15 protein-coding genes are annotated in these 19,066 nt (G+C 67.4%); 8 read left to right on the plus strand and 7 right to left on the minus strand.

Annotated features, from left to right (window positions below; genetic code table 11):
• Positions 1 to 2: 2 nt before the first annotated feature.
• The 5 genes from UU7_RS01390 to UU7_RS01410 all read right to left on the minus strand — a co-directional run bounded on the left by UU7_RS01390 (position 3) and on the right by UU7_RS01410 (position 9,939).
• Positions 3 to 2,186, minus strand: a complete 2,184-nt coding sequence (locus tag UU7_RS01390; protein ID WP_050981399.1) for a TonB-dependent siderophore receptor — start codon at positions 2,184 to 2,186, stop codon at positions 3 to 5.
• 248 nt (positions 2,187 to 2,434) lie between these two features.
• Positions 2,435 to 4,264 carry a 3'-5' exonuclease gene (locus UU7_RS01395; RefSeq protein ID WP_007804659.1) on the minus strand — a complete coding sequence of 610 codons (1,830 nt, stop codon included), beginning with the start codon at positions 4,262 to 4,264 and terminating at the stop codon, positions 2,435 to 2,437.
• A 460-nt stretch (positions 4,265 to 4,724) separates the two neighbouring features.
• Complete coding sequence (locus UU7_RS01400) at positions 4,725 to 7,157, minus strand: YbcC family protein (RefSeq protein WP_007804661.1); 2,433 nt, start codon at positions 7,155 to 7,157, stop codon at positions 4,725 to 4,727.
• A gap of 23 nt (positions 7,158 to 7,180) precedes the next feature.
• A complete protein-coding gene (locus tag UU7_RS01405) occupies positions 7,181 to 8,752 on the minus strand; it encodes a proton-conducting transporter transmembrane domain-containing protein (protein WP_007804663.1) in 1,572 nt (523 codons plus the stop codon).
• A 179-nt stretch (positions 8,753 to 8,931) separates the two neighbouring features.
• Complete coding sequence (locus UU7_RS01410; RefSeq protein WP_007804665.1) at positions 8,932 to 9,939, minus strand: L-threonylcarbamoyladenylate synthase; 1,008 nt, start codon at positions 9,937 to 9,939, stop codon at positions 8,932 to 8,934.
• A gap of 207 nt (positions 9,940 to 10,146) precedes the next feature.
• Here UU7_RS01410 and UU7_RS01415 point away from each other — a divergent pair, with 207 nt between their 5' ends.
• Positions 10,147 to 11,079 (plus strand): LysR family transcriptional regulator, encoded by a 933-nt coding sequence (locus tag UU7_RS01415; RefSeq protein ID WP_007804666.1) that lies wholly within the window; start codon positions 10,147 to 10,149, stop codon positions 11,077 to 11,079.
• A gap of 48 nt (positions 11,080 to 11,127) precedes the next feature.
• Here the strand turns inward: UU7_RS01415 and UU7_RS01420 are convergent, their stop codons facing one another.
• Positions 11,128 to 12,054: an oxygenase MpaB family protein gene (locus UU7_RS01420; protein WP_007804669.1), complete on the minus strand. Its 927-nt coding sequence runs from the start codon at positions 12,052 to 12,054 to the stop codon at positions 11,128 to 11,130.
• Between UU7_RS01420 and UU7_RS18180 the strand changes: the two genes are divergently transcribed.
• Both UU7_RS18180 and UU7_RS01425 read left to right on the plus strand, forming a co-directional pair.
• Complete coding sequence (locus UU7_RS18180) at positions 12,041 to 12,205, plus strand: hypothetical protein (protein ID WP_157581798.1); 165 nt, start codon at positions 12,041 to 12,043, stop codon at positions 12,203 to 12,205. The genes UU7_RS01420 and UU7_RS18180 overlap by 14 nt on opposite strands.
• A gap of 89 nt (positions 12,206 to 12,294) precedes the next feature.
• The gene (locus tag UU7_RS01425) at positions 12,295 to 13,386 is read left to right on the plus strand and encodes a 3-deoxy-7-phosphoheptulonate synthase (protein WP_007804670.1); all 1,092 of its coding nucleotides are present in this window, start codon (positions 12,295 to 12,297) and stop codon (positions 13,384 to 13,386) included.
• Between the two features lie 8 nt (positions 13,387 to 13,394).
• Here UU7_RS01425 and UU7_RS01430 read toward each other — a convergent pair whose 3' ends face one another.
• Entirely contained in the window at positions 13,395 to 13,817 is a 423-nt protein-coding gene (locus UU7_RS01430) for an OsmC family protein (RefSeq protein ID WP_007804672.1), read from the minus strand.
• A 144-nt stretch (positions 13,818 to 13,961) separates the two neighbouring features.
• On the opposite strand from UU7_RS01430, the gene UU7_RS01435 reads away from it, so the two are divergent.
• From UU7_RS01435 to UU7_RS01455, 5 genes are all read left to right on the plus strand, one after another.
• On the plus strand, positions 13,962 to 14,237 hold the full coding sequence (locus tag UU7_RS01435) for a GNAT family N-acetyltransferase (protein WP_007804674.1): 276 nt from the start codon (positions 13,962 to 13,964) through the stop codon (positions 14,235 to 14,237).
• Positions 14,238 to 14,259: 22 nt separating this feature from the next.
• The gene (locus UU7_RS01440) at positions 14,260 to 14,961 is read left to right on the plus strand and encodes a DUF1345 domain-containing protein (protein WP_157581800.1); all 702 of its coding nucleotides are present in this window, start codon (positions 14,260 to 14,262) and stop codon (positions 14,959 to 14,961) included.
• Positions 14,962 to 15,046: 85 nt separating this feature from the next.
• On the plus strand, positions 15,047 to 15,334 hold the full coding sequence (locus UU7_RS01445) for a pentapeptide MXKDX repeat protein (RefSeq protein ID WP_007804678.1): 288 nt from the start codon (positions 15,047 to 15,049) through the stop codon (positions 15,332 to 15,334).
• 104 nt (positions 15,335 to 15,438) lie between these two features.
• Positions 15,439 to 16,521, plus strand: coding sequence for an NAD(P)H-dependent flavin oxidoreductase (locus UU7_RS01450; protein WP_007804679.1), 1,083 nt, complete (start codon positions 15,439 to 15,441; stop codon positions 16,519 to 16,521).
• Between the two features lie 170 nt (positions 16,522 to 16,691).
• Positions 16,692 to 18,992, plus strand: coding sequence for an LTA synthase family protein (locus tag UU7_RS01455; RefSeq protein WP_007804681.1), 2,301 nt, complete (start codon positions 16,692 to 16,694; stop codon positions 18,990 to 18,992).
• Positions 18,993 to 19,066 lie beyond the last annotated feature (74 nt).

The raw sequence follows: 19,066 nt of genomic DNA on the forward strand, positions 1-19,066 counted from the left end.
GCTTACCAGCGGTAACGCGCGCTGGCGGTGACCGTGCGCTCGTAGCCGTAGTAGCACCACGCGGCGCTGTTGCAGGCCGAGACGTAGGTCTTGTCGGTGAGGTTGCTGACGTTCAACTGCAGCCGCCAGCCACCGGTGTCGTAGTGCACGGCCGCGTCGAGCAAGGTGTACGACGGCGTCTTCCAGTCGTTGTAGATGTCGCCGTAGTGCTCGCCCACGTAACGCACGCCGCCGCCGAAACCGAGCCCGGCCAGGGTTCCGCCCACGATGGTGTAGTCGGCGCCCAGCGAGGCCTGCTGTTTCGGCAGCAGGGCGATCTGCCTGCCCAGCGAGGGCAGATCGTTGCTGCGCGTCACTTCCGAATCGCTGTACGTGTAGTCGCCATACACGCTGAGGTTGCGGCCGATGTTCCAGCGGCCTTCCAGCTCCACGCCGCGCAGGCGCGTTTCACCCTGTTGCACCTGGTACAGCGTGTGATTCGGGTCGATCGTCAGCGAGTTCTGCTGGGTGATCTGGTAGACGGATGCGCTGAGCAAGCCATTGCCGCCGGCCGGCTGGTATTTCAGGCCCGCTTCGTACTGGTCGCCGGTGGTCGGGCTGAACGCCTTGCCGGCGAAGTCGGTGCCCACGGTGGGCTGGAACGAATGCGACCAGGACACGTATGGCGCCAGGCCGCTGTCGAACAGGTAGTTGACGCCGACGCGGCCGGAGAATGCGTCGTCGGTCTGGCCTGTGGTGGTGCCGCCGATCAGGTTGTCGGTGTCGGTTTTCACGTGATCCTGGCGACCGCCGAGGGTGATGCCCCAGCGACCCAGCCTGATCTGGTCCTGCAGATAGACGCCCAATTGCGTTTGCGTCTGCAGCGTGTGGCTGGTGTACGCGGGCACCGTCACCGGACTGCCGTAGACCGGGTCGAACACGTCCAGTCCGCCCACGTTGAAGTCGAACGCCGAGGCGTAGTCGTCCTTTGCGCGGCGATAGTCCACGCCGGCCAACACGATGTGCTGCACGCTGCCCGCGTCGAAGGTGTACTGCAGGTTGTTGTCGACGCCGAAGGTCTTCGTGTGGTTCTCGTTCGGGAACAGATAGCGCAGCAGGGTGCGACCGTCGCCGAGCAGGCCGAACGCGCCCACGTTGCCGCCGTTGTTGTCCACGTCGGCCTTGCCGTAGCGCAGGTTCTGGTTGAAGGCCAGGCCGCTGGCGAAGTCGTGGTGGAACTCGTAGCCGATCGAGGCCAGCGTCTTGTCGTAATCGTTCTGACCCGGCTCGCCGGTGAAGCGATGGCGCGGGATCCTGCCGTTGGGGCTGGGCAGCAGGGTGCCTTCGGCGGGCAGGAAGCCACCGCCGGACGCAGTCGCGGATTTCTGGAAATGCGACAGCACGGTCAGCGAAGTGCTGTTGTCGGGCTTCCAGGTCAGCGCCGGCGCCAGGTAATAACGATCGTCCTTGATGTGGTCGACCATGGTGTCGCTGTTGCGGGCCAGGCCCGTGAGCCGATACAGCAGCGTGCCTGAATCATTCAGCGGGCCGCCGAAGTCGAACGTGCCCTGGCGCAGGTCGAAGCTGCCGACTTCCACGCCCACCTCATGCAGCGGCTGTTCGGTCGGTCGCTTGCTGACCATGTTGACCATGCCGCCCGGCGGCATCGCGCCGTAGACCACCGACGAGGGGCCCTTCAGCACTTCCAGCCGCTCCAGCCCGTACGGCTCGATGCGGGTGATGCCGGTGCCCGAGCCTTCGGCCACCGCCAGCCCATCCATGTAGCGCGCCGGGGTGAAGCCGCGCACCAGCAGCCAGTCGCTGCGCGAGTCGGGGCCGTAGCCGCCGCCCTGGGCGCCGGCGGTGTACCACACCGCTTCCTCGATGCCCTGGATGCCGCGAAGGCTCATCTGCTCGTCGGTGATCACCGAGACCGACTGCGGTATCTCGGTGATCGGCGTATCGGTCTTGGTCACCGAATTGCTGTCTTTCGCGATTGGCGCGGTGACCTGTACGCCTTCCAGCGTGGTCGCGGTGTTCTGTTGCGCGTCGCCGCCGGCGCTCGTGGCGGCCGGGATGTCGGCGGCATGGGTGGAGACGCCGAAGCTGACCAGCGTCGCCAGCCATGCCATGCGGATCGCGTGCGGCAGCGCGGAGCGGTGGCGCGGAGCGGCGCTCGCCACGGACGAAGAGGGGATCGATGACATCGGAAGCCTTGTCAGCAGGTTGGCGGGAAGCGGCTGCACGCGTCGAGGCGAATCGGGATGGCGACCCGGCCGCCATCGCGCGATGGCTGTGTTCCTGCACCGGATGGCGACAGGCGCGCGTCGACCGCCACGCCATGCCAGGGAGCCATCAGGTGAGAATGATTCTTATTGTAGGAGTGGCCGGCTTGCCCGGCAACCGGTGTCGCGCCGTTGCCCCGCGGCGCAATGCCGCGGGGCAACGTGGCTCGTCAGCCGGACAACTGTGCGCTCACGTCGTTGATCGAATCGCGGATGCGCTTGCTGAAGACCGAGTCGTCGTGGTGGATCAGCAGCAGGTGTTCGGTGGCGCGGGTCATCGCCACGTAGAGCAGGCGGGCTTCGTCGGCTTCGCTCTGGCCTTCCTTTGGCAGGCCGCCGATGCCGGGGATGATCACGAACGGGAACTCCAGCCCCTTGCTGGAGTGCATGGTGACCAGCTTCACGCTGTCCTCGACCACGAACAGGGTCTGCTTGCCGGCGTTGTCGGCGAGCCGGCTGGGAATGTCCAGGCGCTTGAGCACTTCGTGCAATTTCTCGCCTTCCCACTGGTTGCGATAGATCACCGCCATCTCCGAATACGGACGGCCGTGCGCGTGCTCGTCGCGCAGCCGGGCGATCAGCACGTCCATCTGCGCGCGGGCGGTGTCGGTGCGCACCAGCTCGGGCACGGCGCCGCGGCGCCCGGCGCTTTCCGGGGCGATCAGCGGCACGCCGTCGCCGTCGGCATCGTCGAGGCGCGCGGCCAGCAGGTCCTGCGCGAAGGCGCGCGCCACCGAGAGGATTTCCAGCGTGTTGCGGTAGTTGAGCTTGAGGATGGTGGTGCGGCCCTGGGCCTGCACGCCGAGGCTTTTCCAGCTGATCTTGCGGCGATTCGGGTTGCCGTAGATGTTCTGCGCGTCGTCGTACAGCACCAGCAGCGAATTGGTGGCCGGGTCGATCATCTGCACGATCAGCTTGTACCAGTCCGGCTCGAAGTCGTGGCCTTCGTCGACCAGCACCGCGCCGTACTGGGCGCGCGGAATCTGGCCGCGGTCGACGCCGGCGATCACCGCTGGCGGCAGCGCCTCGATGAAGGCCCTGCCGCTGCCCGCCGGCAGCGGCTCGTTGTATGCCACCAGCATCTTGCGGCACCACTTGTGGAAGTTGTAGACCTGCACCTTCTCGCCCAGGCCGCGCTCGCCGATCAGCTGCTCCAGTCGCGCGGCGAGCGTCTTGTTGTAGCAGAGCACCAGGATCGGCTTGGTCATCTCACGCGCCAGCTGCATGGCGCGGAAGCCCAGGATCATCGTCTTGCCCGAGCCGGCCACGCCGTGGATCACGCGGTGCTCGCCGCCCAGCGAACGCGCCAGTTGCTCCTGCTGCCCGTCCATCACCTTGATCAGGTCGGGAATCTCCAGCGGACGCACCGCGGCATCGGTGGGGCCGAACAGGCCGAACTGGCCGCTGCCGGCCTCCACCCGCAGTTCGGGGAACAGGTGCCAGCGCACGCGATCGATCTGGGGCAGGGTCATGGTCACCGGAAACACCTGGGGGAACATCGCCCACAGCCGCTCCTGGAACGCTTCGGCGTCGACCGTCTCGTACAGCTCGTCGCGACAGAGCACCAGATGTTCGGGCAGCACCTCGCCCAGCGCACCTTCGTCGAATTGCTTGCGGGTGATGTTGGCCAGCACCACGCCCCAGCCCCACGGCATGATCAACTTGCCCGCGTAGCGCGAGCCTTCCGGGTAACGCAGCGCCGGATCGCGTTCCAGCACCACGCCGATCTCCAGCGCATATGCGCGCGCCTGCAGCAGCGGGCTGGTTTCCTTGATCAGGCCGCGCTCGGTGACCAGGGTGAACTGGGTGCTGTCGGCATGGCGGATGGTGTCGGCCTTCCAGTCCTTCACCTCCAGCACCAGCAGGCCTCGGCGCGGATGGAAAATCACGAAGTCCGGATGGCGCTGTTTCAGTCCGACCGGTACGTCGTACCACAGCAGGTAGTCGTCCTCGAGTTTCTGCTCGAGCCGTTCGGAGACGCGCTTCTCGCCGCCGGTCATCCGCGGCAGGCAGCTGTTGCGGGTGGGGATGAGTGATGCCACGGGCGCACCTGACTGACGTATCCAGGTGACGTTAGCCGATAGCGTGGAAGTGTCAATCCTGCATCGTCGGCGGGGCCGCTCGACGTTCGCGCCATCGCCGGGGACGCTTCCCGGTGGCCGTGGCGGAGCTGGCAAGTCAGCGAGCTTGCAATGAGGCGGCGCAGCACGCCCGCCAGCAGGCAGTCGGGGATATCCGGATCATTCCGCGCGTACGGCGGGGTCACGATGTCGCGCGCCGGCAAGCGGCATATCGAGCCATCCACTCATGTCCGGATTCGCCCGCTTCGATCGAGTCCTTGTCCGCCCGTGAATGCCTGTCGTGCCTTGGGCATTCCCGTTCGACGGCGAGGCTTGGTCAGCGACGGGCGATGCGTGCGGCAGCGGACATCCCCAGGGCTGCGGTGTTTCGGGCGCTCAATCATGCGAGGGCGACGTCGGCGGTTGCCAGTCGTGCCTCGGCGTCAGACATCGATTGCCAGCAGCGATCGCCGGCATACCGCCAGGCCATCCGGCCCCGCTCATCCAGTGCAAAGAGATGCATCCAGCGGTGCTCAAACAGCGAGCGCAGGTTGCCGTGACGTTCGAGGATGGCGCTGATGGCCTCGCGCGGCGCATCCACCAGTACCGACAGGCGCCGTGGCTGGTGCATCAGCCGTTCGCCGTCGTGCACCGATTGCCACGGTAGTCCCGCACGCAGCAGGCCGCCGTTGCCTTCCACCACGCCGATGCCGCCGGTGACGTTGTGCAGCAGTTTGTTGCCGGCACCGAACAAGGTCGGTGCCACGCTGGAACCGTAGTATTGCAAGCTGATCCAGCTGGCGACGACGACCGGTGCAGTGAGGATCATTTCCAGTACGCCGAAGCCTTCGTCCTGCTGCCATTCGTACTCCTGCAGGAACGCGCGCCCGCCAAGGTCACGCGTGGCTGTGCGCCGGCGCGGAGCGACGATGAAGGACTGGCATCCAGCCAGCGCCCACTCGGGGCGTACCTCGGACCAGTCGCTGGCGCGTCGAAAGACATCTTCGCCCCTGGCGGCACCGGGCAGGCGCAGCATGCGCTCGCTGCGCGCGAACCGGCCTGCGGCGGCCATCCAGCAGTTCGCCTGGGCGAGATCGGCGGCATGCGCACTGGATGGATGATCCGTGTCGTACAGGACCACGGTGTCCGTGGTGCTGACATGCAACGCGCCCACGAACAGCGTATCCGCTGGAATCGCGATGCCGCGCGAGGCCAGCCCCGCACGGACGTCCGGATCGTTGAGCAGGCCGGCCATCAAGCGCGCGTTGACGTCTCCGGCATGGCCGCCGCAGGCGCCACAGTCGAGCCCGCTGCCATGTGGATTGTTGACCACCTCGGCGCCATGCCCGGCGAGCACGACCAGCCGCGCAAAGTTTCGGGTCAGCGACATCGCGCGCAGCGCCCCGGCCGCTGCGGCAACACGTGCTTCGAGGTCTGGCGCGGACTCGATCCGTGGCATCGGTTCGCCAGGTTTCCTGGCATGCCCGAAGCCGAGCCCGTCGCGCAGCAGCTTGCCGATGTAGAGCGGGCCGGTGGCTTCGACGAAGGCAAACGACGAGATCGCCGCCAGCTTGAAACGCCCCCAGGCGCGGGTGGCCCGATGGTCGATGCGTCGATCCCGATCGCGCTGTGCGGTGTGGTCGTCCGCGGCGCCCGCGCAGCTTCTCCATTGAGGGTGCAGCAATGCCGGCAGGCGCGCTTCCGCCACGTCGGAAGCAAACCGCCGGTGGGCTACGCCGATGCCGAAGAAACCTGCCATTCCCAGCGTCTGGATCCGCGGATCGACGCGTTCCAGCGCGCGCCGGAATACCTCGGATCGCACGTCGATGCAGAACGCCATCTGCAGCGGTGCGCGACCTGGCGAGGACACGGCGATGTCGCGCGACAGCTCGACCGCCAACTGGCGTTGTCCCGCGCGCTCGAAGGCTTCCTGCAGGACGGCGTCGATCAGGTCGTCGCGCGTCGGGGCGAGTGGCTCGGCGTACGCCGAGATCGCCGCGTGCCAGTCCGGCTCGATGGCGGCGGCATGTTGTCGCCACAGCGCCACTTCCCATGCCAGCCGGATCGCCAGCAGGTCGGTCACGGTACGGTCGCTGCCACCGGCCAGTTCGGCCTGCCATTGTCGGTAACGCGCCATCTGCGACCAGCCGCCAAGACTGGCCAGCAAGCGGTGGAAATAGCTCTCCAGCGCGGCGTCGCCGAGGCCCAGATCGGCGACGCCCGCGGCGATGGCCTTTTCGGCGGTCTCCGGAAGCCGCGAAACCTGACTGGCGAAACCTTTCAGTCCGGCGATCTCGGGTGTCAGGTCCAGGCTGGCGAAGGCACGCCAGGCTTCATAGGCATTGCGTCCCCGGGGTGCTGACCACAAGGCCTGGCCCTGGTCGAAATAGCCGGCTGCCCAGTGGCTGATGCGTGCGGCGACGATTCCGGGCCAGTCGCTGCCGCTGGCGGCGCTGGCCAAGGCTGCGACCGTGGGATGCGCGCCGAGGGTCCGCGAGTCCATCGATGCGCTCGCTTTCAGTTGCGCCAGGGTTTCGATGGCGGGGATTGTCGGAGCCGCTTTCCACGCGGCGGCAAGGTCGGCATCGCTGATCTCGCCGGCGCGCATGCGTTCGGCATACCAGCGACGCGGCATGGTGCTGCGCACGCCGGCCGCGCGCCTGAGGCGCACGGAGGTCATCGCCAGTGTTTCATCGACATGACCCAGATACGGGTTCACCGCGACGCTGGTGGCCAGTGGCCATAACGGTGGAATCAATCGGGCCGCACGTTGCGCCGCGTCGTGAACGGACGCGGCGGCGGTCGACTGATCGGGGCAGACGGACATCAGCATGGCGGAGTTCCTGGCGCAGGGATTCACGGGGCTTTGCGGGTGGACCAGCCGCCAAGCAGCCGCTCGAAGGCTGCATTGACGTAGAGGCCGTTCGACAGGTGCACGCGCAAGCCGCGGGCAGCGGGATGCCCGGCCCACAGCGGCAGCAGTGCCTGTGCCACCGCGACTGCACCGAAACTGAGGATCGCCAGCATCATCAAGGTCCAGGCGAGCCGATCGGGCGCAGGTGTGGCGGGCAGGGTGCCGGCAGCAAGCCAGCCGGCCGTGACTTGCAGGCTGAAGTAGCCGATGGCGGCGGCCGTGGACCAGAGCACGGTCTTGCGGGTGAGCGAGCGGGGCGCGGCGTCGGCCAGGCCCTGGGCCAGCAGGTAGGCCACCCCGAAGATCAGGATCGCGCCCAGTGCCAGCGCCTGTGGCGACTCGTGCTGCATGCCGAACAGCCGTCCAGACGCCGTGCCGATCAGCGCGTAGATGGTGATGGCCAGCACGAAGGCGCGGCCCACGGCAGCACCATCGGGTACAGCGACCGGCCCGGGTCGGCGGGTGGCGGCGACCTGCTCGACGGCGCCGCCGGAGGAGAGGAACGAGTGTGCCTTGTACAGCGAATGCGCGACGATGTGCAGCAAGGCCAGCGGGAACAGCGCCAGCCCGCATTGCAGCGTCATGAAGCCCATTTGCGCCACCGTCGACCAGGCCAGCGAAGTCTTCACCGCCGGCTGGGTCAGCATCACCAGTGCGCCAAAGATCGCGGTGAAGCCGCCCACCATCGCCAGCACGGCCAGCACGCCCGGGGCCAGCAACATCACGTCGGCGAAACGGATCAGCAGAAAGCCGCCGGCATTGATGACGCCTGCGTGCAGCAAGGCGGAGACCGGGGTGGGCGCCTCCATCACCTCGGTCAGCCATCCATGGGTGGGAAATTGTGCCGATTTGAGCAGGGCGGCCACGGCCAGCGCCGCCGCGGCCAGCGTCACGAGTACGGGCCTGTCGCCGGTGCGGGCCGCGGCGTTGATGACGGCGATGTCGGTGCTGCCATAGCCATGGGCAAGCAGGCCGGCGGCGAGCAGCAGCGCCCCCGCGCCGATGCTGGAAAACAGCAGCTTCTTCCGCGCGGCGCGCCGGGCGGCATCACGCTCGGCGTAGAACAGCAGCAGTTGGCGCAGCGCGACACTGACGGCGATCCAGGCGAGCACCAGCTGGATCAGGTTGCCGGCGCCGACCAGCAGCAGGACCGCCGCCAACGCCGCGCATAGCCAGCCGGTGAAGGCACCCTGGCGCGCTTCGCCATCGAGGTAGTTGCGGGTGTAGCGCGCCACGATCCAGCCGACGAAGCCGACCAGCAGCAGCATGCTGGCGCTCACCACGTCGAGGCGTGCCGACAGGCCGATGCCGTGGCTGCCGATGAGCATGCTGTCGCCCGGCCCCTTCATGACCAGCAGCACCACTGAGGCCAGTGCGATCAGCAGTGCCAGCAGGGCGCCAAGCTCGGCGACTCGCGGCACGAGAAGCGGACGTCGTCCCGGTCGCACGGCCGAGAAAACCGCGGCGAGCAACAACGGCAGCGGTGCAGCCAGCGGGAGCAGATAGAGCGACAAGGCAGATCTCCGGTCAGGGTTTCGCTGGCGACACGGTAACGGTCGAATCGGCAGGATGAAAATTCATTGTTTGACGGATTTGATTCGATATAAACGAACGATGATGCAGCGTCGAGGCAGGCCGATGCAGCCCGGGTTGCTCAGTGCCATCCGGGAGGGCGAACGTCAGGACGCCAGCACTAGTCCGTGCCACCCTCGAATACGCGGCCGTCGCCGAGGCCTGCCGCGCGCAGCAGACGATCGCGCAACGCAATGCCGAGCCCTTCGTCCGGCGGCGTCACCACCACCAGCACGTCCAGCGCCAGCGCATCGGCCTCGCGCAGCCGTGCGTACAGTCGCCGGGCCTGTTCCTCACTTGCCGACCCCAGCGACAGCCAGGTGACGTCGGCAGGCAGGCGGGTTGGCGGTTGTGCCGAGAGCACGCCCGCACGGGCGCCGCGCCGGCGCCATGCTTCCACCACACCGGCGAGCTCCGTCGGCGTGGTCAGCACCACTTTGGCGCGGGGTGCGTAGTGCGAGGTCATCGCGCCGGGACGTCGGACCTCGGGCGCCAGCCTGGCTACGGGCGCCAGGCCGGTGGCCCGCTGCAAATCATCGGCGGTAATCCGACCGGGTCGCAGGATGCGCGGGCCTGCCTCCGGGAAGTCGACGATGGTCGACTCGATGCCAACCTGGCATGGACCGCCGTCGAGCACGACATCGACCGCGTCGCCCAGTTCCGCCAGGACGTGCTGCGCCGTGGTGGGGCTGACTCGCCCGTGGCGATTGGCCGAAGGTGCGGCGACACCATCGCCGAACTTTTCGAGGACGGCGAGCGCCAGCGGGTGGGCCGGAACGCGCAGCGCCACCGTATCCAGTCCGCCGGTGACCTGGTCAGGCACGCCGGGCAGGCGTGGCAGCACCAGGGTCAATGGTCCGGGCCAGAACGCTTCGGCGAGGCGCCATGCTGCTGACGGCACCTCGCGCGACCATTGCGCAATCTGGTCGCGGTGACGGATATGCACGATCAGCGGATGATCGACGGGGCGGCGCTTGGCCGAAAAGATTTCCGCCAGCGCGTCGGCATTGCGTGCATCGGCGCCCAGGCCATAGACGGTTTCCGTGGGCAGGCCGATCAGGCCGCCCGCGCGCAGAACGCGGGCGGCGCGTTCGACGTCGGTAGTCAGCCGGGCCTCGTGCCGGTTCAAGAACGGGCCACCGGCAGGTGGCCGGTCCATCGGGCGGCCGCGCGGGAAGCACGCTTTCCCATGGCAGCGGATGAGGAGCGGTTGGGCGAGGGGCTCGGTGGCAAGGCAGTTCTCCGGGACGCGGCGTTGCTGGCAGCAGCTTAGCCACTTCCAGGTCCTGAAAAAAATTCATTGTCTGCTTGATCATGTTCGTTAAAATCGAACGTCATGAGTGCACTGAACTACAGCCATCTGCGCTACTTCTGGGCGGTCGCCCACGACGGCAATCTGACCCGTACGGCGGCGCGCCTCAACGTGACGCAGTCGGTGCTGTCCGTGCAGATCCGCAAGCTGGAAGAGCGGCTGGGGCATGCGCTGTTCGAGCGGCGGGGTCGGCAACTGCATCTCACTGAGGTGGGCCGCATCACGCTCGATCATGCCGATGCCATCTTCGCCACCGGCGAGGAACTGCTGGGCACCTTGCGCGATGCCGGTGCCAGTCGGCGCGCGCTGCGTGTAGGTGCCCAGGCCACGTTGTCGCGCAACTTCCAGATGGAGTTCCTGCAGCCCGTGCTGGGCCGGCCGGACATCGAGCTGATCGTCCGCTCGGGGCAGCCGGGCGAACTGCTCGCCTCATTGCAGTCGTTGAGTCTGGACATCGTGCTGATCAACCAGCCGCCGGCGCGCGATGCGCTCACGCCGTTTGTCTCCCATCGGCTGGCCGAACGGGCGGTCAGCCTGATCGGCACGCCCAAACGATTCCGCAAGCCATGCAGTCTGGCCGAGCGCTTGCAAAAGCATCCGGTGATTTTGCCGACCCGCGAGACCAGCATACGAACCGGCTTCGATGCGCTGGTGGATCGCCTCGGCGTGCGGCCCCACATTGTTGCCGAGGTGGACGACATGGCGATGATGCGCCTGCTGGCGCGCGAGGACATCGGTCTTGCCGTGTTGCCGGCGATCGTGGTGAAAGACGAAATCGGCGCCGGCACGCTGGTGGAGGGCGATCCGCTCAAGGGCATCACGGAAGCCTTCTATGCGGTGACCATGGACCGGCGATACCCCAATCCGCTGTTGCGCGAGTTGATCCAGCACGAGCGGACGCTGTCCCGGCAGAACGAGCGGGCTCCGCAGGGCGCCGGCCAGGAGCGTGGGCGCTAGAAACCGAGCGAGCGAGGCAAAACCACGCAGCCGCAGCCGCTCGCGTTCTTACTGCCCACGCTCCTGGGGCCAGTGCTGCAACCATTCCGGGGCGACGCCCATGCGTCGACAGGCGTGGCTGGCGATGCCGTCACGCAGTGCGGCACGGAACACGGGCGCCACGGACCACAAGGCGCCTGCCGCCAGACGGGCGCGGCGCTGCTGACGCAAGGAGCGCCCCAGCATCGCGATCGCCCAGTCCGGCAGCAGGGCGCTGCCGGCAAGCAGGAACAGGTCGCGCGACAGTCCGGCGGCCGGCACCGGCAGGCGCACTTCGCCAAGCAGGCCGAGCACCACGCGCGAGCGCCCGGTATAGGCCAGTTCCGGCTGGATACGCCTGAAATAGCCGGCAACCTCGTGTTCGCTGGCCGGTACCTCGCGCGCCCCCAGCGCCTCGGCGATACGGCGTACCTCGTCGTAATAGCGATCCGCTGCGCCGGCCGGCATCGTGATGTGGCTGTAGCGACGATAGCCCTGCAGGAAGCAATACGCTTCGCTGACGTGCACCCAGGTCAGCAGGTCGGGGTCGTTGGCGCTGTATGGACGTCCATCCTCGCCGTGGCCGGTGATGTGGCCGTGGATCATCCGCACGTGTTCGATCAGCGCCTCGGCCTGCGCGCGCGGCGCGTAGGTGGTGCCGCCGACGAAGGCGGTGGTGCGGCGCAGCCGGCCGACCAGGTCGTCGCGGAAGTTGGAGTGATCCCAGACCCCGGCCAGGGCCCTCTGATGCAGGGTCTGCAGGGTCAGCGCCGCAAGGCCGCCCGCCAGCATGCCGGGGAAGTCCGAATGCACGCGCCAGGTGGCGCTGTCCGGCCCGAACAGGCCCGGATCGCCGTGCGGATGGTCGTAGTCGAGGCTGCCGGTGTCGGCGCGCGGAAAGGCGCGCAGCACCCAGTGGCGGATCGGTTGGCGGAGCACGTCGATGGGCGATGGCATGCGCCCAGTCTATCGTCTGGATGACGGGAAGTTTGATTTGGACGTCCATTGTGTTATCAATGACGCCATGCATTCCGCCACCGCCCGCCTGTTCTTCTGGTTTTACGGCTATCCGAAGCCAACGGCGGCGGCGCGGGCGCGATCGTTTTGAACTGATCGACACAACCTCACCGAACCGCCAGCCTCCCTGGCGGTTTTTTTTCGGCCGCCTCCGGGGAACCCACCAGGAGCACCGCCGCCATGCACACCACCGACGACCTGCGCATCCGCGCACTCACCCGCCTCAGCACGCCGGCCGAGGTCATGCGCGACTGCGCCGCCACGGCGCCGGCGATCGCCACGGTGGAAGCGGCGCGACAGGCGCTGCACGGCATCATCGGCGGCAGTGACGACCGCCTGGCCGTGGTGATCGGGCCGTGTTCGATCCATGACCCGAAGGCAGCGCTGGAGTACGCCGGCCGACTCGCGCCGTTGCGCCGTGAACTCGGCGACGCGCTGGAAATCGTGATGCGGGTGTACTTCGAGAAGCCACGCACCACGGTGGGCTGGAAGGGCCTGATCAACGACCCCGACCTGGACGGCAGCTTCCGCATCGACAAGGGCCTGCGCATCGCTCGCGTCCTGCTGCGCGACATCAACGCGCTGGGCGTGCCGGCCGGCTGCGAATTCCTGGACATGATCACGCCGCAGTACATCGCCGACCTGGTGGCCTGGGGCGCGGTCGGCGCGCGCACCACGGAAAGCCAGGTGCACCGCGAACTGGCGTCGGGACTGTCCTGCCCGGTGGGTTTCAAGAACGGCACCGACGGCAATGTGCGGATCGCGGTGGATGCGGTGCAAGCGGCGGCCCAGCCCCACCACTTCATGGCCGTCACCAAGGACGGCCAGGCCGCGATCGCCAGCACCAGCGGCAACACCGACTGCCACGTCATCCTGCGCGGCGGCAGGCAGCCGAACTACGACGAGGCGAGCGTGGAGGCCGCCTGCGCCTCCATCGGCAAGGCCGGCTTGCCCGCCCGCGTGATGATCGACGTCAGCCATGCCAACAGCGGCAAGCTGCCGGAGAACCAGCCGAAGGTGATCGATGACCTCGCCCAGCGCATGGCCACCGGCGAACGGCGCATCCTCGGCGTGATGGTGGAAAGCCACCTGGTCGGTGGTCGCCAGGAACTGCTTGTCGGGCAGCCGCTGCGTTACGGCCAGAGCATCACCGACGGCTGCATCGACTGGGACACCTCGGTCGGCGTGCTGACGACGCTGGCACAGGCCGTGCGCCAGCGTCGCCAGCACGAAGTGTCCGCTGCCACGGCGGAGGCCATGGCGGCGGCCTGAGTCGCGCGTCAGAGCAGGCGCGCCTCCAGCGTGATCTTTGCATTGAGCACCTTGGATACCGGGCAACCCTGTTTGGTCTCCTCGGTGATGCGCTTGAACGAGCCCGCTTCCGCGCCGGGCACGCGAGCCTCGCAGTCGAGGTGGACGGCGGTGATCGAAAAGCCGTCGCCATCCTTGTCCAGCGTCACCACGGCTCGGGTGTCGATGCTGTCGGCGGTCAGTCCGGCGTTGCCCAGGCCCAGCGACAGCGCCATCGAATAGCAGGCGGCATGCGCCGCGGCGATCAGCTCCTCCGGATTGGTGCCGGGGCCGCTCTCGAAGCGGGACTTGAATCCGTATGGCGCTTCGCGCAAGGCGGCGGTCTCGGTCGAGATCGTGCCCTGGCCATCCTTGATGCCACCGGACCAGTGGGCGGATGCGGATTTCTTCATGGCATGCTCCTGTGCGGCTGTGGGGTGAAGGTCGACTGTGCGCCCTCGGCCATGCAACTGGCGCGAACGAAGTCGGTGCGGCGCTTCACGCGAGGTTGCCGTGGGCGCCGTACCATCGCCGTTTGCGCCCCATCAGGAACCGCCATGTCCTGCGTCATCCGCCACGACCGTGCCGCCCACCGTTTCCAGACCGACGTGGAGGGTGTGCCCTGCGTGCTCGACTACCTGCTCGCCGGCGGCGTGATGACCATCACCCATACCGGCGTGCCGGCCGAAGTGGGTGGCCGCGGAATTGCGGCGGCGCTGGTCCAGACCGCGATGGACACGGCGCGCAGCGAGGGCTGGAAAGTCGTCCCGGCCTGCTCCTATGCTGCCGCATGGATGCAACGCCACCCCGACTACGCCGACCTGCTGGCCTGATCCCGCGCTGGCGGCCCGCGTCATGAGCGGGCGTTCCGTGCCGGACAAGGTGGAAAAGTCGCGTGGGCGCGCATCGCGCGGCTGGCGCCCATGGGGATTCGCCCGGGGCCGCCCGCGAACGATCGGTTCGATGCTGGTTTTCGTGGTGACGGTTGCCGTGTTGCTGGTCAGTGGCATGCCGCTGACCAACGCCGTATTGCTGGCCTTCGATCTCGCCGCGATGATCTTCCTGGGCGTGATGCTCCATCTGTTCAACCAGTCGACGCCGGACACGATGCGCAGCCAGGCGCAGGCGATCGACACCGGTCGCTGGGGCGTGCTGCTGGGTGGGGTGCTGCTGTCGGGTGTGGTGCTGGGTGCACTGGGCATGGAGCTGCATGCGGCACGCAGCGGTGGCGTGCTGGCGCTGGGGGTGGGCGTGCTCAGCGTGATCCTCAGCTGGCTGTTCCTCAACGTGATGTTCGCGATCCACTATGCGCATGGCTACTACGGCGATGTCGGCACGCAGCATGCCGGCCTGGAGTTTCCCCACACGCCCGACCCGGACTACTGGGATTTCGCCTATTTCTCGATCGTGATCGGCATGACCTTCCAGGTCTCCGACGTGCAGATCACCAGCAACTACCTGCGCCGCGTGGTGCTGATGCACAGCGTGATCGCATTCTTCTTCAACGTGTTCATCATCGCGATCACGGTCAACATCGTGGCCGGGCAGGGCGGCTGAGCAGGCCAAGTAACCCGGGCGCAAGTCATGGCGAATGAAGGGACGGGGCGGCCCGACCGTTCCATCCCTTTTCGAGGAATGACCGATGAATGCACGCCTTGCCCTTGTTCTCGCCGCCGCCATGACCTGCGGCCTCGCCACCAGTGCCGCGTTCGCCCAGGACGCGATGGCTGCCAGCTCCAGCACCGCGATGTCGCACGACGCCATGTCGAAAGATGCGATGAAGCAGGATTCGATGAAGATGGGCGCCATGAAGCACGATGCGATGAAGCGCGGTTCGATGAAGCATGACTCGATGAAGCACGACTCGATGAAGCACGGTTCGATGAAAGGGGAGGCGATGAAGGAGGACGCGATGAGCTCCGGCGGCTGACCGGGCACCGCCGACGGGGCATCGCTCGGCGACGTTCCGTCGGCGGCTTCAGTTGCCGTGGATGGCGGTGGATACTTGGCCATCCTTCCCGCAGGCCATCCCCCATGAGCGCGTCGTTCGCCAGCCGGCTCGGCATCGAGCATCCGCTGATCCAGGCGCCCATGGCCGGATCGACGTCACCTGCGCTGGTCGCGGCGGTGTCGAATGCCGGCGCGCTGGGCTCGCTGGGCGCCGGCTACCTGGAACCGCAGGCGATCCTCGATCAGGCCGCGGAGATCCGCGCGCTGGGCGACCGGCCGCATGCGATCGGCCTGTTCGTGTTGCCGGATGAATTCGAGGCCGACATGGCGGCGGTGACGCGAGCGCGCGAACAGCTCGACGCGCTGATGATCCGCGAAGGGCTCGATGTCCGCACCTCCGTGCCCGCGCGCTGGGCGCCGCGATTCTCCGACCAGTTCGCCGCCCTGTGCGAGGCGCGTCCAGCGGTGGCCAGTTTCGCCTTCGGGGTGGTTGGCCCCGCGCAGATGCGCGAGCTGCGGCAGCGCGACATCTACGTGATCGGCACTGCCACCACGGTGGCCGAGGCGCGCGCCTGGGTTGAGGCGGGCGCGAACGCGGTTTCGATGCAGGGAGCCGAGGCGGGTGGTCATCGCGGCAGCTTCCTGCATGACGCGGAGGACGCGATGATCGGCCTGTTCGCATTGTTGCCGCTCACCGTGCGCGCGCTGGCGGCCAGCGGCCGGGAGGTGCCGGTGATCGCCGCCGGCGGCATCATGGATGGTCGCGGCATGCTGGCGGCCGAGGCGCTGGGCGCGGCCGCCAGCCAGCTGGGCACCGCCTTCCTGACCTGCCCGGAATGCCCGGCGGCTACGGCGTGGAAGCAGGATCTGCCAGGGGTCGAAGAACACCGGGTCACCACCATCCGCGGCTTCTCCGGCCGCGCCGCCCGCGGCCTGCGCAACCGTTTCGTCGAGGCGATGCCGGCGGCGGCCCAGGGCCTGCCATACCCGATCCTCAACGCGCTCACCGCGCCGCTGCGTCGCGCCGCCGCTGCGGCGGGTCGTGGCGACCTGTTGTCCGAATGGTGCGGCCAGGCCGCCGCCCTGGTCCGTCCGCAACCCGCCGCCGAACTGGTCGCGCGACTGATGCACGAGTACCGGCTGGCCCGCCGTTCCCTGGCGCATTGATCCACATGCGACAAGACGGCAGGGTGCGCCTCGCTCGCCGTGGCGGCAAGCTGGCCGTCCGGTCCGGGTTTGGCTAGCCTAGTCATCACTTTGTCATGATGGTGACCGGGGCATTGACCATTCCTCGAAGCAAGGTCCGGCGCGGCAGTTTGCGCCCACCGTGGATTTACGTGGCGCTGCTGTTCATGGCGTACATCGTGATCCTGACAGTCTATTTCGCCCGCCTGCCCGCGCTTCCCGGGGCGAGGCTGATATCGAGCGTGCTGCTGGCCGGCATGCTCGAAGCCCTGGCGTTCGGCTGCGCGTGCACGCTGCTGCTTGGCATGGGACCGCTGCGCGGAAGCCTGTCGCGCACCGCGCTTTACGCCGCCATCGTCATGGTGTTCACCATGACCGCAGTGGTGCAGGGCTATGCCCTGTTGATCTCCAACAGTTTTGTCAGCGTGCTGGCGCTGGAAAACACTGAAGAGGCTTTCCTCACCGCCAGCTTGGCAAGAAACGCACTGCTGGTGGCAGCGGGAGTGGCCTGCGTCGTGATGCTCGTGTACTCGTGGCGCAGGGCCGGGAGGCAGCTGCCACGACGACCGCTGCTCGGTTTGCTGCTTGCCGCGCTGCTCTGTTGCGCAGGCGTAGCCGCGCTCAATGCCGGTAACTCATCGGCTGGCAGCGAAGCTCATCTTGCATCCGGCCAGTCGCCGCTCGCCGCCATGCTTCGCGCCGGCCTCGACTTGTACGACCCCGATGACGCGCCGGATGGATCGACTGTGCTGTCCGCAGGGGAATCCGTTTGCGGCGTGACTTTGGGTTCAGGCCATTATCCATTTCTCCGGGACGGCCTGGGTGCTCCGCCGTCGCTGCCGTTTCCAGCGACGCAGGCGGTGCAGCAGCCAAACGTGATCGTGCTGTTCATCGAAGGGGAATCGGCCCGCCTGTTTGAAAGCTATGGGGGACGCTATCCCGGTCTCACGCCGAACGTGTCGCGGATGGCCGGCCAGGCGATGGTGGTCGACAACTACTTCAACCACACCGCTGCCACGTTTCGCGGCCTGCAAGGGACGCTGACTTCCGGCTATCCGTTCCACGGCGGGGCGGACGGCGGGGCCGGCTGGCGCGAGGGGAATGCGTCGTCCTACGCAAGGCGTTCTTACGCCTCGTTGCCGAAACTGTTGCAACGGCGCGGCTATGAAACGGTGTTCTTCTCCCCGCACCCGCGATCTGATGCGTTGACCTCGCTGGTGGGCATGCTGGGCTTCGACAATATCTACACGGCGACTCGAAGCCGCAGCGAGCTGCTGCATGTGCCCGAACCCCTGTTTCGCCAATCGCTGACCGATCGGGAGGCGTATGGTTCGCTGGTTCGGTTCCTGCGACAACGAAATGACGCGACGCCGTTTTTTGCCAGCCTGTACTCGGTCGGTACGCATGCCTTCCTGGACATTCCCGCCGACGGCATTCCGTATCGGGACGGGGGTGAGCCCAGTCTGAATACGCTGCACACAACCGATGCGGAATTCGGCGCGTTCTACGACTACTTCATGTCGTCGCCGTATGCCGCCAACACGATTCTGGTGCTGACGGTCGATCATGCGCACTATGCCGAGCCGCCGTACGTTCGCGTGGCGGGCGACCATTACAAGCCGTATTTCGTCGATCAGATACCGTTGCTTATCCACGCGCCATGGCTGCAATTGCCGGCGCGGCTGGACGCCCACGGGCGCACGTCGGTGGATCTCGCTCCGACCCTCCTGCAGTTGCTCGGGATCGACAAGATCCGCAACAGCTTCCTGGGGTACTCGCTTTTCGACCGCCGCCACGATCGGGATTTTTCCGTGGCGGCGATCGGCCGCGCGGTCTATGCGATCTACCACGGACAAGTCTACGCCCCGGGTGAGATACCGGATCAGATCGCGCCTGGTTATGCGCAATGCAGGGCGCTGGTGAAAGCCTATTACACGCACGAGGTAGCCAACACGGTCTTTCCGGCGGGGGCTGGCCACGGCGAAACGGCGGCGCCTGCGCCTGCCGATGCCGTGCTGGATGGCTATGCCCTTCGCCTGCCGGCGCCCGTGCTGGCCGCAGCCAGGCCAGCCGGCCACTGCGCGCTCGATCGCGTGGATGGCAAGACCCTGACACGGGGAGTGGCTACGACGATCCGGCCGGGACAACCGTTTACTACCGGCGGCTGGGTAGTGGATGGCGACGGCACCGCGCCGGCACAGTTCAAGCTGCTGTTGCGGGGCGACAGCGAGGCATATGGCTTTCAGGCCCGCACCGGGGTGTCGCGCCCCGATGTGGCCCGGGTGCTGCGGGCCAGCGCGGCAGTGCGTTCCGGGTTCAACATCACCGTTTACCCCGACGACGTGCCGGCGGGGACGTACCGGATGATGAGCCTGGTGGATCGCGGGATGGCTGGCATGGAAATCTGCGACATGCAGCGGCAACTGCTCGTCGGCCCCGGGCATGCGCCCTGATCTGCGGGCGCGCCGGAAGGGCGGTTATACTGCGCCCGCGCCATCCTGCGCTGCGACTCCGCACCGAGGCCCAT

Origin of the sequence: Rhodanobacter spathiphylli B39, assembly GCF_000264295.1 — a bacterium.
GTDB lineage: Bacteria > Pseudomonadota > Gammaproteobacteria > Xanthomonadales > Rhodanobacteraceae > Rhodanobacter > Rhodanobacter spathiphylli.

Bases quoted from the DNA above. Each gene is read 5' to 3' on its own strand.
- UU7_RS01390 (WP_050981399.1), bottom strand. From the start codon at position 2,186: ATGTCATCGATCCCCTCTTCGTCCGTGGCGAGCGCCGCTCCGCGCCAC.
- UU7_RS01395 (WP_007804659.1), bottom strand. From the start codon at position 4,264: ATGACCGGCGGCGAGAAGCGCGTCTCCGAACGGCTCGAGCAGAAACTC.
- UU7_RS01400 (WP_007804661.1), bottom strand. From the start codon at position 7,157: ATGCTGATGTCCGTCTGCCCCGATCAGTCGACCGCCGCCGCGTCCGTT.
- UU7_RS01415 (WP_007804666.1), top strand. From the start codon at position 10,147: ATGAGTGCACTGAACTACAGCCATCTGCGCTACTTCTGGGCGGTCGCC.
- UU7_RS18180 (WP_157581798.1), top strand. From the start codon at position 12,041: ATGGGCGATGGCATGCGCCCAGTCTATCGTCTGGATGACGGGAAGTTT.
- UU7_RS01420 (WP_007804669.1), bottom strand. From the start codon at position 12,054: ATGCCATCGCCCATCGACGTGCTCCGCCAACCGATCCGCCACTGGGTG.
- UU7_RS01425 (WP_007804670.1), top strand. From the start codon at position 12,295: ATGCACACCACCGACGACCTGCGCATCCGCGCACTCACCCGCCTCAGC.
- UU7_RS01430 (WP_007804672.1), bottom strand. From the start codon at position 13,817: ATGAAGAAATCCGCATCCGCCCACTGGTCCGGTGGCATCAAGGATGGC.
- UU7_RS01435 (WP_007804674.1), top strand. From the start codon at position 13,962: ATGTCCTGCGTCATCCGCCACGACCGTGCCGCCCACCGTTTCCAGACC.
- UU7_RS01440 (WP_157581800.1), top strand. From the start codon at position 14,260: ATGAGCGGGCGTTCCGTGCCGGACAAGGTGGAAAAGTCGCGTGGGCGC.
- UU7_RS01445 (WP_007804678.1), top strand. From the start codon at position 15,047: ATGAATGCACGCCTTGCCCTTGTTCTCGCCGCCGCCATGACCTGCGGC.
- UU7_RS01450 (WP_007804679.1), top strand. From the start codon at position 15,439: ATGAGCGCGTCGTTCGCCAGCCGGCTCGGCATCGAGCATCCGCTGATC.